The 14,697-nt window shown below is 63.8% G+C and carries 13 protein-coding genes; 6 read left to right on the forward strand and 7 right to left on the reverse strand.

Annotated features, from left to right (window positions below; translation table 11 throughout):
* Position 1 precedes the first annotated feature (1 nt).
* The gene (locus ACF8FG_RS06960; RefSeq protein ID WP_119713262.1) at positions 2-760 is read right to left on the reverse strand and encodes a DUF2076 domain-containing protein; all 759 of its coding nucleotides are present in this window, start codon (positions 758-760) and stop codon (positions 2-4) included.
* A 167-nt stretch (positions 761-927) separates the two neighbouring features.
* On the opposite strand from ACF8FG_RS06960, the gene ACF8FG_RS06965 reads away from it, so the two are divergent.
* Together ACF8FG_RS06965 and ACF8FG_RS06970 are read left to right on the forward strand one after the other, a co-directional pair.
* Entirely contained in the window at positions 928-1,584 is a 657-nt protein-coding gene (locus ACF8FG_RS06965; protein WP_076402292.1) for a YciC family protein, read from the forward strand.
* A gap of 86 nt (positions 1,585-1,670) precedes the next feature.
* Positions 1,671-2,189, forward strand: a complete 519-nt coding sequence (locus ACF8FG_RS06970) for a hypothetical protein (RefSeq protein ID WP_076402293.1) — start codon at positions 1,671-1,673, stop codon at positions 2,187-2,189.
* Between the two features lie 69 nt (positions 2,190-2,258).
* Here ACF8FG_RS06970 and hrpB read toward each other — a convergent pair whose 3' ends face one another.
* Positions 2,259-4,787 carry an ATP-dependent helicase HrpB gene (gene hrpB, locus ACF8FG_RS06975; protein ID WP_076402294.1) on the reverse strand — a complete coding sequence of 843 codons (2,529 nt, stop codon included), beginning with the start codon at positions 4,785-4,787 and terminating at the stop codon, positions 2,259-2,261.
* A 116-nt stretch (positions 4,788-4,903) separates the two neighbouring features.
* Here hrpB and ACF8FG_RS06980 point away from each other — a divergent pair, with 116 nt between their 5' ends.
* Positions 4,904-5,323 carry a hypothetical protein gene (locus ACF8FG_RS06980; RefSeq protein ID WP_014592516.1) on the forward strand — a complete coding sequence of 140 codons (420 nt, stop codon included), beginning with the start codon at positions 4,904-4,906 and terminating at the stop codon, positions 5,321-5,323.
* A gap of 22 nt (positions 5,324-5,345) precedes the next feature.
* Entirely contained in the window at positions 5,346-6,218 is an 873-nt protein-coding gene (locus ACF8FG_RS06985) for a cation diffusion facilitator family transporter (protein WP_019438905.1), read from the forward strand.
* A gap of 157 nt (positions 6,219-6,375) precedes the next feature.
* Here ACF8FG_RS06985 and ACF8FG_RS06990 read toward each other — a convergent pair whose 3' ends face one another.
* Positions 6,376-7,212, reverse strand: a complete 837-nt coding sequence (locus ACF8FG_RS06990; RefSeq protein WP_014592518.1) for a DUF6515 family protein — start codon at positions 7,210-7,212, stop codon at positions 6,376-6,378.
* Between the two features lie 395 nt (positions 7,213-7,607).
* On the opposite strand from ACF8FG_RS06990, the gene ACF8FG_RS06995 reads away from it, so the two are divergent.
* A complete protein-coding gene (locus tag ACF8FG_RS06995) occupies positions 7,608-8,084 on the forward strand; it encodes an Lrp/AsnC family transcriptional regulator (protein ID WP_003249795.1) in 477 nt (158 codons plus the stop codon).
* Between the two features lie 54 nt (positions 8,085-8,138).
* The gene (locus tag ACF8FG_RS07000; protein WP_003249787.1) at positions 8,139-8,342 is read left to right on the forward strand and encodes a DUF2788 domain-containing protein; all 204 of its coding nucleotides are present in this window, start codon (positions 8,139-8,141) and stop codon (positions 8,340-8,342) included.
* A 112-nt stretch (positions 8,343-8,454) separates the two neighbouring features.
* Here the strand turns inward: ACF8FG_RS07000 and ACF8FG_RS07005 are convergent, their stop codons facing one another.
* The 4 genes from ACF8FG_RS07005 to ACF8FG_RS07020 form a co-directional block, all read right to left on the reverse strand.
* Positions 8,455-9,087 (reverse strand): pseudouridine synthase, encoded by a 633-nt coding sequence (locus ACF8FG_RS07005; protein WP_119713261.1) that lies wholly within the window; start codon positions 9,085-9,087, stop codon positions 8,455-8,457.
* Positions 9,088-9,093: 6 nt separating this feature from the next.
* A complete protein-coding gene (amn, locus tag ACF8FG_RS07010) occupies positions 9,094-10,557 on the reverse strand; it encodes an AMP nucleosidase (protein WP_014592520.1) in 1,464 nt (487 codons plus the stop codon).
* 105 nt (positions 10,558-10,662) lie between these two features.
* Positions 10,663-12,315: an acyl-CoA dehydrogenase family protein gene (locus ACF8FG_RS07015; protein ID WP_110160096.1), complete on the reverse strand. Its 1,653-nt coding sequence runs from the start codon at positions 12,313-12,315 to the stop codon at positions 10,663-10,665.
* Positions 12,316-12,526: 211 nt separating this feature from the next.
* A complete protein-coding gene (locus tag ACF8FG_RS07020; protein WP_076402297.1) occupies positions 12,527-14,515 on the reverse strand; it encodes a hybrid sensor histidine kinase/response regulator in 1,989 nt (662 codons plus the stop codon).
* Positions 14,516-14,697 lie beyond the last annotated feature (182 nt).

Here is a 14,697-nt window from a genome sequence, read left to right on the forward strand (position 1 = left end):
GTCAGACGTAAGAATCGTCGTCCGAGAAGAACCCGCCGTCATCGCTGCCAAAACCACCGTCGGCGTATCCACCCTGGTCACTGCCCCAGCCACCGTTGTCAGCCACTTGCTCCTGCCCGCCCTGGTCGTTCCAGCCGCCACTGTCGCTGGCTGGCGCCGGCTCTTCCTTGATGACCTCGACCACTTCTTCCGGTTGCGAGTTGTGGTTGAACAGGCTGCTGATCCCCTGCGCCAGCAGCACACCACCGGCCACACCGGCGGCGGTCTGCATGGCCCCGCCAAGGAAGCTGCTGGCCCCGCTGCGCGCAGGCGCGGCGCCATAGCCAGGCTGCGGCGTCTGAGGTTGGCCAAAACCAGGTGCCGACGGCTCGCGCCAGCCACCACCGGACGCTACAGGGGGCGCCGAAGGGCGCTGTGGCTGCACCGCCGGGGCTGCGTTGCGCCCACCCGAACCAAAGATGCTGGACAAGAAGCCACCCCCGCCATTGCTCGGCGCACTGCTGGCGGCTTGTGCCGCCTGAGCCTGGGCACGGGCCTGCTGCAGCTCGGCTTGCAGCTGCTTGTTCTGTTCGTCGAGGCGCTTGATTGCAGCCTCCTGCACCAAAATCGCCTGGGCCATGTAGTAAGGCGCCGCCGGTTGCTGACGCACGTGCTGCTCGATGCACGCCTGGGCTTGCGCGTCACGCGGCTGGCTCGGGTCTTCGGCTTGCTTGAGGCGGCCGAACAGGCCGTCGATCAGGGTTTGTTCTTCAGTGTTCATGGGGCGACCTCGTGGGGTAGCGGGACATCGGACAGCGTCAAAGATGGGGCGTACAGGCGCGGGATTCAATCACTGCTGCGGTGAAACTTTTTTCAGCAAGTGACAGCCCCAGGCCTGCTTTGGGCTAAAGTTAGGCCCCTGTTTTTACTGCCATGCGATGTTGACTGATGAATCCGCTGAGCGTTTTGCGCGACTCCTTGTACTTCTTCCGCCGTCACCTGCCAAACATCCTGCAGCTGTGCCTGCCGCTGGTGGTGGTGGAAGCCCTGCTCACCCAATTGCTGGACCGGCAGTTGGGCGACCAGGCATCACCGGCCTACGGCATGCTGGTCAGCCTGTTGTTCTACCCGCTGTACAGCGCAGCCCTGATCCTGTACCTGGACACGCGCAGCAACGGCCAGGAAATCGCCAAGCGCGACCTGTTCGCCCGCGCCCTGCAGCTGTGGCCGCAACTGGCTCTGCTGATCCTGATCAGCTCGCTGCTGATCATGGCCGGCCTTGCGCTGTTCATCTTCCCGGGGGTGTGGATCATGATCAACCTGGTGTTCGCCGAGTACCTGCTGGTGCTGCGCGGCCGGCCGGTGGTGCAGGCGATGCGCGAAAGCGCAAGCATGACCACCGGGCATTTCATGCGCATCATGATCTGCGTTTTAGGCGTGCTGGCACCGATCTGGCTCATCGACGGGCTGCTTTTGATGGCCTTCCCCGAGCCATCACCTGGCATGGAACTGGCCATGGACAGCCTCAGCGGCTTCCTGCAGCTGTTCAGCACCGTGGTGCTGTACCGCCTGTTCATGTTGCTGGAAGGTGAAGCCAGCAGCTGAGGCCACCGGGGAATGTTTTCGACCTGCCGGGCTGCCCAGCCCTGGCGCCAGAGTGCACATCCTCAATGCTGTTCAAGGAGTGCACCATGAACGAAACCATTCAGGCCGGGTACGCCAGGTCTTTTCGCGGCAAGCTGTACATGCGCGCCGTCGACCGGGACATCCCGCTACGCCTCAGCCGCAGTTCAGACAAGTTCGGCTGGGGCATTACCCCCGAGGATGACTGGTTGCAGGCGGGGGGAAGGCAGGACTCGCCGGTGATGGACTTTCATTACCACTCGCGGACCAACGATCGCCTGCACTACCGCATCAGCATGCCTGGGCGCCCGGGGACCAAGAAACTAGGGGTCAGCCGCAATGGCTATCTGGGCTTTTACTGGCATGCAGACGTTAGCGAATACTGGAAAATCGAGCCGCTGGCGCTGACAGATGAAGGCCTTGTCTGCCATCTGCGCGACCAGCGGGGCTACAGGGTCGGCGCCCTCACGGATACGCCGCACAGGAGTGGGGAGTGGGTAGCCTGGCTCAACGTCGAGGAAGGCGAAGTGATCACTTTCCTATTGAGGCAGGCAGATCGAGCTTCACTGGCGGGTGCAATACGATGAATGGCACCACCACTGACACGTGGTGACCAGAGCATGATTTTTTCGGCCTGCCGCACTCGGTGGTGTGCATCAGCGCCCTCTCGGCTTGGCCCTGGCGGTAGCCTCGGCCACCAGAGGGTCGTCCGGCCAGTAGTGCTTCGGATACCGCCCTTTCAGGTCTTTCTTAACCTCGGCATAGGTCGTGCGCCAGAAACTGGCCAGGTCCTGGGTCACCTGCACCGGCCGACGCGCCGGTGACAGCAGGTGCAGCTTGACCTGCTGCCGGCCATTGGCGATGCGCGGGGTGTCGGCAAGGCCGAACAGTTCTTGCAGACGCACGGCGAGAATCGGCGGGGTTTCGCTGTAATCCAGGCGGATGTTCGAGCCGGACGGCACGGCCAAATGCACCGGGGCCTGTTCTTCCAGGCGTTGCGGCAGCGGCCAGGGCAGCAGGTTGCGCAGCATCGACGGCAAGTCCAGCGCAGCAAAGTGGCTGAGGCGCGATACTTTGCTCAGGTAAGGCTGTAACCAGTCTTCCAGGCTGGCCAGCAAGGCTTCGTCCCCCAGGTCAGGCCATTCGCTGTGGCCATCCTTCTGCAGGTCGAGCTGACGCAGCAGCGCCACACGTGCCTGCCATTGCCGCAGTTCCGGCGTCCAGGTCAGCAGGTTCAAACCTTTGCGCCGGACCAGGCCAAGCAGCGCTCGGGCCCTGGCTTCATCATCCAGCCCGGGCAACGGCTCGCGGCTGAGGACCAGTTCGCCAACCTTCACCTGGCGCTCGGCGCGCAACACCTGCTCGCGCTCGTCCCAATCGAGGATATCGACCCGCTCGACCTGCTCGGCCAGTACACCCTCGAGCAACGCCGGATCGAATTCGGCTGCCAGATAGATCCGCTCCTCACGCTGCCCCTGGCGGCTACCCAGGTCGGCGATCACCAGCCATGGGCACTTCATCAATGCATCGACTTCGCCAAACAGGGCCGCACGGCCGTTGGCGAGCCGATACTCCGCCCCACCCGCCCGGCGCTGCTGGGCGACCCGGTCAGGGTAGGCCAGCGCCAGCAGGGCGCCCAGCCAGCGTGGGTGGTCCGGGTCGGCGACCGGCGCACCGACCTTGCCACGCAACAGGCCACGGTATTGCCGGGCCAGCTGACGAGCACGCTGCACACCCCCCTGGCCGCCACGCTCAGCCTTGCTCTCACCGCTGACCAGCGCAAGCCGGCTGTGCAAGTCAGCACCACCGCCACGCTGAATGTCCCGCTCCCCCAGCAGTGCAGCCACATCGCATGCCATCTGTGCCAGGCCCAGGTCCTGGCCGCGCAGCAACAAGTGCGCGATGCGTGGGTGAGCCGGCAGTTCGGCCATGGCCTGGCCATGTTCGCTGAGGGTGTCGCGGCTGCCCGGCTTGAAGGCGCTGAGTCGCGCCAACAGGTCCTGTGCCTGGGCGAACGCTGCAGCCGGTGGCTGGTCGAGCCAGCGCAACTGCTCGGGCGTTACACCCCAGCGCGCCAGCTGCAGGGCCAGCCCGGCCAGGTCGGCCTGGAGAATCTCGGCACTGCCATGGGCGGCCAGCTGGTCATGCTGGGCCTCGGACCAAAGGCGGTAGCACACGCCGGGCTCCAGGCGGCCGGCACGCCCCGCGCGCTGGGTGGCGCTGGCGCGGGAAATGCGCTGGGTGTCCAGGCGGGTCATGCCGCTGCCGGGGTCGAAGCGCGGCACCCGGGCCAGGCCTGCGTCGATCACCACGCGCACGCCATCGATGGTCAGGCTGGTTTCGGCGATGTTGGTGGCCAGCACCACCTTGCGCAGGCCCTTGGCCGGCGGGTCGATAGCGGCGCGCTGGGCATTGAGGTCGAGCTCGCCATGCAGCGGGCACAGCAGAATCTCGGGGCGCGCGCCCAGCGCCTCCTGAAGGCTTTGGTGAACCCGGCGGATCTCGGCTTGCCCAGGCAGGAACACCAGCACGCTGCCGGCCTGGTCAGCCAGCGCATGCAGCACGCAGTCCACCACCCGTGGCTCGATGAACTCGCCTGGCTGAAACGGCCGCCCCCAGCGGATATCCACCGGATGCATGCGGCCTTCGCTGCTGACCACCGGGGCATCGTCCAGCAACCGCGACAGGCGTTCGCCTTCCAGGGTCGCGGACATCAGCAGAATCTTCAGTGGCGGGTCGTCACGCAGCAACTCGCGGCCGTTAAGGCTCAGCGCAAGTGCGAGATCGGCATCCAGGCTGCGCTCGTGAAATTCGTCGAAGATCAGCAGGCCCACCCCTTCCAGCGCCGGGTCGGCTTGCAGGCGGCGTGTGAGGATGCCTTCGGTCACCACTTCGATCCGGGTTTTCGGCCCGACCTTGCTGTCCAGGCGGATGCGGTAACCCACGGTTTCCCCAACCTGCTCGCCCAGCTCACTGGCCAGCCGTTCGGCCGCTGCCCGCGCAGCCAGGCGCCGTGGCTCGAGCATGAGGATGCTCTGCCCGGCCAGCCATGGTTCGTGCAGCAGCGCCAGTGGCACGCGGGTGGTCTTGCCAGCGCCGGGCGGCGCTTCAAGCACCGCTTCGTCACGGTTTTGCAGAGCCTGGCGCAGGGCGGGCAAGGCAGCATCAATGGGTAATGAAATCATGGTGGTCCTCGAACAGTCTCGCGAGTATAACGGCGAACCCAGCCTGCTCTATCATGGTCTTAACATCAGGTGCAGGCGCTTCGCTTGTCCTGCTGAACACCTTTTCGGAGATTTACATGCGCATCTCGACCCGCGTCATCGGTGGCGCCCTCATCGCCACCCTGCTGACACAACTGACGGCCTGCGGCACCATTTTCTACCCGGACCGGCGCGGCCAGATCGGCGGCAAGATCGACCCTGTGGTTGCCGCCATGGATGCCATTGGCATCCTGTTCTATGTAATCCCGGGGCTGATTGCCTTCGGTATCGACTTCGCCACCGGCGCCATCTACTACCCAGGTGGCCGCACTGCCCAGGTTGACCCGGCCAAACTGCAAGAAGCCGTCAGCCCGGATGGCAAGGTCGACAACCTGAAGCTGCAGGCCATTCTGGAAAGCGAACTGGGCCAGCGCCTGCCGCTGAACGACCCACGGCTTATCCAGCATCGAGGCAGCATCGAACAACTGGCCAGCCTGGGCCTGGTCCCGGCAGCCTGAGCCACACGGACACTGACCACGGATGATCACTACCCCGGCTGAACACCAGCGCCTGCTCCGCCTGGCCACGCGCGCGTCACTGGCGGTGGCCAGCATCCTGGTGCTGAGCAAGGCGCTGGCCTGGTGGCTGAGCGGGTCGGTGAGCCTGCTGGCCGGGCTGACCGACTCGGCACTGGACGCCGTGGCCTCGTTCCTCAACCTGCTGGCGGTGCACTACGCCCTGCGCCCGGCCGACGACGATCACCGGTTCGGCCATGGCAAGGCCGAGGCCTTGGCCGGTATGGCTCAGGCGCTGTTCATCGGTGGCAGTGCGGTGCTGATCGGGGTGCAGGCGGTCGAGCGCCTGTCCACCCCGCAACCGCTGGGCGATACCTCAATCGGTATCGCGGTGATGCTGCTGTCGCTGGTGCTGACGGTCGCCCTGCTGGCACTGCAGCACAAGGTAATCCGGCTCACCGGCTCTACTGCGGTACGGGCAGATTCCCTGCACTACCGTTCTGACTTATTGCTCAACGGCAGCATTCTGCTGGCCCTGTTGCTGGCGCGTTTTGGCTGGCCGCAGCTGGATGCGCTGTTCGGCCTGGGCATCGCCTTTTACATCCTCTGGAGCGCGCTGCAAATTGCCCGCGAAAGTACGGCGATCCTGATGGACAAAGCGTTACCCAGCGACGTTGGCGAGGACATGGCTGCGCTGGTGCTGGCCGTTGCAGGCGTGAAAGGCGTGCATGACCTGCGCACGCGCGTGTCGGGCAACCAGTGGTTTGTGCAACTGCATCTGGAACTGCCGGGGCAACTGCCGCTGCATGAGGCACATAGCTTGTGCGTGGAGGCCTCGCGGGTAATCCGCCAGCGTTACCCACAGGCGGATGTGATGGTGCACGCCGACCCGGTATGAGGTAACCACCCATGCCCCACCGATTACGCAATCCCTTGTAGGCGCGGGTTCATCGCGAAAGGGCCGGGGCTGCTGGCCAATTTCCACCTGCCGATCACCGTTGCCGCCGCTACCGTATTCGCGGGTAAACCCGCTCCTACACAGTTCCGTGCAGGGATCAGTTGATGCTGTAACCCCGACCACTGAAGCAAGCCCCCAGCGCCCGCTGGTAGTGGCTGAGCACCGTGGCCGCCGGTGCGTACGTCGCCGTCGCCGGGTCGAAGCCTGACTGGCTCACCGCCCAGCGATGGCACTGGTAGCGGTCCTGTTCCTGCTGTTCCTGACCCTGGCCATACATCGGATAAGCCACCACGTCATACCCGCCATTTGTCGGGGCCACCGGCACGGGCGACGGCACGCCGACCGGCGGGTTGACCACCACATATTCCTGGCTGTCTGCCAGGTACTGGTAATAGGTATCGGCCACCAGAAAGAACAGCGCGCCACCCAACCACACTTCCCGCGCATAAGGCGGCAGGTAATTGACCCGTACGCCGTACGGCGGGGTCACCACGATGTAACTGCCCCCGTGCGGGCGGTACCAGTAACCCCCCGAGTAGAAATAGTCAGCGCCCCGGTAGGGTACTTTCCAATAGCGGTCAGAAAAATGGTCCACCGTGTGCCCTGGTCGATACTGCGGCCCAGGCCCCCAGCCATTGCCGTGGCCATCCGGGCGCCCGTGCCAGTCGCCACCGGGCCGTTGCCCCGGGCCACCGGCTTGCCAATGGTGATCATCACCGTGGCGGCGAGGAATGTCCTGGTAATACCCCTGGCGCGGCGGTTGGGTCTGGCGCACTTCGTCGCGCGAGTTGAGCGAGCGCCCCGGCCCCCCCTCACCTTGCACCTGCTGGCCACGTTCACCGGGCCCTTCGCCGGGCCCTTCAGCCAAGGCCCCAAGGCTGATGCTCAAACCCAGCAAACCAACACCTGCCAACTGCCAGATGCGCGACGTCATGGTGTTCCTCTCGGTAGAAAAAACTGCAACCAACGCCAGTCTACCGCGCCCACCACACAGGCCAATTAAAATTCCCGACATGAAAAAAGGGAGGCCACAGGGCCTCCCTTCAGGAATTGTCGTCCGTGCTCGGCACTTGTGGCGCCGGCTCACCTCACAGCGTCTTCTGGAAGCTGTGTAGCCCGGGGGCCTGCAGATCCTGTTGGATGGCTGGCCGCGACCGCCCGCCTAGGGCGCGTCGCCGTGGACTGATGTCCGGGCAGTGATTCTGGTGATAAAGATACCGGACAGGCTACGACAGAGGATTGCGAAGATTGCTCAGATAAATAGCACTTGCGCAATTTTTCACCCTGGATTGATAATTCGCAGCAATTCGAACAGAAAAGGCAAATGCCATGAGCAAACTTGACCGCTACGACCTGAGCATCCTCGCCGAATTGCAGCGCGATGCGCGCATTTCCAACCAGGAATTGGCCGAACGCATCGGCCTGTCGCCATCGCCATGCTCGCGTCGGGTCAAGCAACTGGAGGACGACGGCTACATCTCGCGCCAGGTGGCCCTGCTCGACCGCAAGAAGCTGGGCCTGAGCCTGACCGCCTATGTGCTGATCGGTATGGACCGCCATACCCCGGAGCGCTTTGAAACATTCGAGGCCGCCATCCGCAACCTGCCACAGGTGCTCGAATGCAGCCTGGTCACTGGCATGGATGCCGACTATCAGTTGAAAGTGGTGGTGCCGGACATGGACCATTACCAGAAACTGCTTCTCGGCAGCCTGACCCGTATCGAAGGCGTCACCAGCGTGCGCTCGAGCTTCGTGCTCAATCAGGTACTGGCCAGCACCGAGCTGCCATTGACCCACCTGCGTTAAATGCTTACGCCAGCCGACGTATAATCGGACGCTCAACCCGCCTGGAGAACACCGATGGATCCCGCCGTATTCGAAGAATGGATGATGATCATTCTGGTCACCGTGTTGATCGGTTTCATGGGCTTCATCGTCTGGGACCTGGCAAAAAAGTCAAAGGCGGGTAAGTTCGGGACGCTGATCCTGTTCTTCGTGCTGGGCCTGGGGGTGCTGGCCTTCATCATCAAAAGCGTGGTGGTGGGGTTTCTGGAAGGCGTATAAAACATTTCAGGGCCATTCGCGGGCACGCCCACTTCAACCGTTGGCGCTACCTTCAAGTACTGCGACGTCCCTGTGGGAGCGGGCGTGCCCGCGAACATGCCCCTGACCTGAACTAAAGCTTGGCAGGGACCTCCCGCCAGCAACCCTGCGCCAGCCCATCCAGCGCCCAGTCACCAATGCGCACGCGCACCAGGCGCAAGGTCGGCAGCCCCACCGCCGCCGTCATCCGCCGCACCTGGCGGTTACGCCCTTCGCGAATCACCAGCTCCAGCCAGCTGGTCGGCACGCTCTTGCGAAACCGTACCGGCGGGTTGCGCGGCCACAGTTCGGGTTCTTCCAGGCGCCGCGCCTCGGCCGGCAAGGTCGGCCCATCGTTCAGCTCCACGCCATCACGCAAGCGCTGCAACTGCTCGTCACTCGGTTCGCCTTCCACCTGCACCCAGTAGGTTTTGGCCAGCTTGTGCTTCGGGTCGGCGATCCGCGCCTGTAGCCCACCATCATTGGTCAGCAACAGCAGACCTTCGCTGTCGCGGTCCAAACGCCCGGCCGGGTATACGCCCGGAATGTCGATGAAGTCCTTGAGCGTCGCGCGCCCTTCACCATCGCTGAACTGGGTCAGCACGTCGAACGGTTTGTTGAACAGGACCAGGCGCGGCTCGGCGGGTGGCGCCTTGGCCTGGCGACGCGGGCCGGCGGCAGGCCGCGCCTGAGGGCGGCGCGGCTTGTTACGGGGTGGCAGTGACATGAATCCTCAGCGGAACGGCGGCTCATCGAAGCTGCGCAGTTTACGCGAGTGCAGCGAGTTGAGCTCGGTGCGCAGCAGGTCGAGGGCAGCAATGCCGATCTTCAGGTGCTGGCTGACCGCCCGGTTGTAGAAGGCGTTGGCCGAACCTGGCAGTTTGATCTCGCTGTGCAGCGGTTTGTCGGACACACACAGCAAGGTGCCGTAAGGCACGCGCAAACGGTAGCCCTGGGCAGCAATGGTGCCGCTTTCCATGTCCACCGCCACGGCACGCGACAGGTTGATCAGCGGGCGTTCCTGAGCCCAGCGCAGCTCCCAGTTGCGGTCGTCGTAGGTCAGCACGGTGCCGGTGCGCAGGCGCTTTTTCAACTGCTCGCCACGCTCGCCAGTGACCTGCGCGGCGGCCTCCTGCAAGGCCATCTGCACTTCGGCCAGGGCCGGGATCGGGATATTCGGCGGCACGACCCGGTCCAGAATGCCGTCACGGCGCATATAGGCGTGTGCCAGCACGTAGTCGCCGATGGTCTGCGACTGCCGCAGGCCGCCGCAGTGGCCGATCATCAGCCAGCAATGCGGACGCAGCACGGCCAAGTGGTCGGTGATGTTCTTGGCGTTGGACGGGCCCACACCAATGTTGACCAACGTAACGCCATCGCCGTCGGCGGCGATCAGGTGATAGGCCGGCATCTGGTAGCGGTGCCAGACCACGCTGGCCACCAGGGCCTGGGTTTCGCCATGGTCCATGCCCTTTTCGATCACGACGTTGCCTGGCAGCACCATACGCACGAAGCGTGGGTCGTCACGCAGTTGTTCCAGGCCATGGCTGATGAACTGGTCGACATAGCGGTGGTAGTTGGTCAGCAGGATCCACGGCTGTACATGGCGCCAGTCGCTGCCAGTGTAGTGCACCAGGCGGCGTAGCGAGAAGTCGACGCGCGCGGCATCGAACAACGCCAGTGGCATGATTTCAGCACGGTCCCAGTCGTACAGGCCATCAGCGATGTTGTCGGTGGCCGCCGACAGGTCGGTGCTGGGGAACACCCGCGCCAGCTGCGCAGCGGTAATGCCACTACCGGCCAGCTCGTCGCCCTGGTCGACCACATAGGGGTAAGGGATGTTCTGCTCGCTGACGCCGACTTCTACCGTAACGGTGTAGTCATGCATCAGCGGGCGCAGTTGCTCCAGCAGGTAGCCACGGAACGCAGCGGGCTGGGTGACGGTGACGCTGTAGGTGCCGGCAACCTGGACCTTGGCATAGGCGCGGGTGGTGGCGGCGACTTCGCCATGGCTGTAGTAGGTCAGGCGCAGTGCCGGGTAGCGGAACAGGTCGCGCTCATCTGTATCGGGCTCGGTACGGTCCTTCAGGTAACGCTTCAGGGCCTGACTCAGGGCACCTGTGGCCTGTTCATGCAAGGCCGCCAGACGGTCGACGGCCTGTTCGGGGGTATCAACGACTACAAAAGCGTGGCTCACACTGTGCTTCCTGTCTGGACATGCATGTGATCCATCTTGCCTGCCTTCTTGGTTAAATACACCCCCATTGATCGGTGTTGGGTTCATTCGCGGGCAAGCCCGCTGCTACAGCGGCCAGGCAGGCGTAGCCCTTGTGACCAATGCCATCACATCCACACCTCGCGGCAGCGCCCCGTACACCCGGCCACCACCGGCCAAGCGGCTGCCGATAAACGCATCACTGACGTCTGCATTCCCGGCCTCCAGCAGCAGCTTGGCCTGCAACGCCAGGGCAATATCCTCGGTCAGTTGCCGCGCGCGGTACTGCATGTCGCCGGTGTCGGCAAACGCCCCCTTGAGGTTGCCGATATGCGCCGCCAGGCGCGGGTCACCATGCCCGTCACCCAGCTCGACAAACAGTGCATCGAGTACGCCCGGCTCCTTGGACAAGGCCCGCAGCACATCCAGGCACTGCACGTTGCCCGAGCCCTCCCAGGTCGAGTTGACCGGTGCCTCGCGGTACAGCCGTGGCAGAATGCTGTCTTCCACATAACCCGCGCCACCCAGGCATTCGGCGGCTTCGTTGATCATGGCCGGCGCACGTTTGCAGATCCAGTACTTGCCCACCGCCGTGACCAGTCGGGCGAAATGCGCCTGTTGCGGGTCGTCCAGTTGCTCCAGCGCCTGGCCCATGCGCAAGCTCAGGGCGAGCGCAGCCTCGCTTTCCAGGGCCAGGTCGGCCAGCACGTTCTGCATCAATGGCTGCTCGTTCAGCACCCGCCCGCCGACCTTGCGATGCGCGCAATGGTGGGCCGCCTGCGTCAACGCCTGGCGCATCAGCGCGCTGGAGCCGACCATGCAGTCAAATCGGGTCATGGCGACCATCTCGATGATGGTCGGCACGCCGCGCCCCTCTTCGCCAATCATCCACGCCAGCGCACCGCGGAACTCCACCTCGCTGGAGGCGTTGGAGCTGTTGCCCAGCTTGTTTTTCAGGCGCTGGATATAGAACTGGTTGCGGTTGTCATCGGGGCGGTGGCGCGGCAGCAGGAAGCAGCTCAGGCCTTTTTCGGTTTGCGCCAAGGTCAGGAAAGCGTCGCACATCGGCGCCGAGCAGAACCACTTGTGACCAACCAGCTCATAAGCCTGACCCGGGCCCGGCGCACCGACCGGATAGGCCCGGGTGGTGTTGGCGCGTACATCGGTGCCGCCCTGCTTTTCGGTCATGGCCATGCCCAGGGTGACCCCGGCCTTGTGCCGGTCGCCAACGTTGCGCGGGTCGTATTCGCAGGCAAGGATTTTCGGCAGCCAGTATTCCGCCAGCTCAGGCTGCAGGCGCAATGCCGGCACGGCGGCAAACGTCATGGTCAGCGGGCAGCCGGTGCCGGCCTCGGCCTGGCTGTGCAGGTAGGTCATCGCAGCCCGTGCAACATGGGCACCAGCACGGGGTTCGGCCCATGGTAAAGAAGGCAGGCCATGTTCGACGGCGGTACGCATCAGCTCATGGTAGGCCGGGTGGAACTCCACCAGGTCGATGCGATGGCCATAGCGGTCGTGGCTGCTGAACTCGGGTTTGTGCGCGTTGGCCAGGAAGCCTGCCTGCATCAGCGGGCCGCCGGCCAGGGCACCATAGGCGTCGATCCGCGACTCGGCCCAGCCCGCGCCAAAACGCCTTGACCATTCTTGCAATGGCAGGTCGAGGCGGTACAGGTTGGCGCCGTCGAGCGGCGGTGGCTGGTTGGTGACTTCGTGGGTTTCAGCGTACTGGTGCAGGCTCATCGGGGGGCTCCTGAATCCGGGTAGGCTTGAGAGACCCAGTGAAGCACTGCTTGCGGGGTAGTCAAAGGGGTATTAATGACTAAACGTGTGGTTGCTGGCGTGTGCGCGCGCGTAGGAGCGGGTTTACCCGCGAATACGGTGGTGGCGGCAGCGGTGAACGGCGGCTGGAAATTGGCCAGCAGGGCCGGCCCTTTCGCGGGTGAACCCGCTCCTACAGCGAGCGCCGCGCCTGCAACATGTGCGGGCTCATCTGCGCCTGCGAAATCGCCATGTTCAAACTCAACTCGAAGCGGCTACCCAACCCGCGCGTCGATTCATGTGCCAATCTGGCCCCCAGCAACTCCCCCATCTGCCGGCAAATCGACAACCCAATCCCCAAACCGCCATACCGCCGGGTCATCGAACCATCGACCTGGAAGAACCGCTGGTACAGGATCGACTGCTCCAGATCATCGAAACCGATACCGCTGTCGCTGACGGTAAAGGTCAACGCCAGATCATTCGGCCCCACCCGGCGGCCGCGCACCTGGATCATCACACCGCCCTGATGGGTGAACTTCAAACCGTTGTCCACCAGACAACCCAGGCAGTGCGCCAGCTTCTGCCCGTCACCGAGCAACCCGTCCGGCAGGTCGGCCGGAATGTCCAGGCTCAGGTACAGGCCTTTGCCCAGCGCCTGCCCGGCATAACCGGCGCGCAAGCCCTGCAACAGGGCGCGCAGGCTGAACGGTGCCGGCTGCGCCCGCAGGCGGCCGGCCTGCAATTCGGACAGGGTAAGAATGGCATCGACCATATCCATCATGCCTTGGGCAGACCCCACTGCCGTGTGATGGTACTGAGCCATTTCAGCCCCCATCGGCAGGGTGTGCATCAGCTCGAGCGAGCCAATCACACCATTCATCGGGGTGCGCAGTTCATGAGTCACGCTGGCCAGGAACTCGTCCTTCAGGCGATTGCTCCTGGCCAGTTGCAGGTTCAGTTGCTCCAGCGTACGCCCTGTATCACGCAAGGTCTGCGCCTGCTGCTCGCGCAGGCTGTTGATGCGGTCGGCCAGCGCCAGCGACAGCAAGGCCACTTCCAAGGCCGAACCCAGCTGGCTGGCATACATGGTGATGAACACGTTCGGCAGGTAGCCCAGCACCATCAAGGTGTTGACCAGCCCGCCAAGCAGGAACGCCGTCCAGGCGATGATGAACCAGCGCGCCACTCGCAAGCCGCGCCACCAGGCATACAGGCCGGCGCTGAAGACGCTTATGGTGAACAGCAGCGCCAGCAGCGTGGCCATGCGCAGCGCAATGCCGTAGGGCATGCTCACCGCCAGTACCATGACCAGCGCCCCCCCCAGCATCAGCAGTTGCAACAGGCGATCAAAGCCACGGTTGATGCTGCCCAATTGCAGGAAGTGCCGGGCGAACTGGCAACCGAACAGCCCGGCTGCACCAATGAACAAAGGCGTGGAGGCATTCGCCCACCAAGGGCTGTCTGGCCAGAAATAGGCTACACCGGCGCCGTTCACCGAGACCTGATAAAGGCCGAACGACGCGATGTAAAGGATGTAATAGAGGTAGCTGACGTCACGCACGCTGAGGTAGATGAACAGGTTGTACACCAGCATCACCAGCAACACGCCGTAGATAATCCCCAGCACATACAAGCGCGTGGGCTGCTCTTCCAGGTAGGCTTCAGGGGACCATAGCGCCAGCGGCACTTGCACCGAACCCTGGCTGTGCAGCCGCAGGTACGCAGTGGTCACCTTGCCAGGCGGCAATTGCAGTTCGAACAAGTAGTTGTTCTGCCGGATCTGCCGGCTGTCGTAAGGCAAGGCATCGCCGGTGCGCTGCGCCAGGCGGTACAAGCCGCTGCTGTCAGGCAGATACAGTTCGAGGTGATCCAGCGGCGGGTAGGCCAACTCCAGCAGCCATGACCTCGGGGCAGCGTTGGGCGCGGCAGTGGGGCGCAGTTCGAGCTTGAGCCAGAACACCGAGGTGGAGTAACCGGCGTTCAGCACATCCTCATGGTGGGGCTGAAAGTGTTTGGCGAAACCGGGGGCACTGATCTGAGCAATGCTGGCATTGCCATCGGGGTCTTCATAAACCTGCATGGCCTTGCCCAGTGGAAGATGCCGGGTAGCGTCGTCGAAATCGACCGCTCCGGCCAGCACGGGCAGCAAACCCAGAAGCACAATCAGCAAATAGCGCATACAGCCCCAGCATGGCCTGTCCGGTCGCGTCGCGGTAGCCTCCCATCCGTTTGAGACGACGTGATCCTGCAGAACCCGTTTATCGAGTTATCCGAGCACTCTAGCATAGCCTCACAACCTGGCAATCGGCCACATAAAAACACAAAGAAAAGGCTCTAAATCAATGCTTTCAATAGAAAATC

This window comes from Pseudomonas sp. YQ_6 (genome assembly GCF_043103245.1).
Taxonomy (GTDB): domain Bacteria; phylum Pseudomonadota; class Gammaproteobacteria; order Pseudomonadales; family Pseudomonadaceae; genus Aquipseudomonas; species Aquipseudomonas alloputida.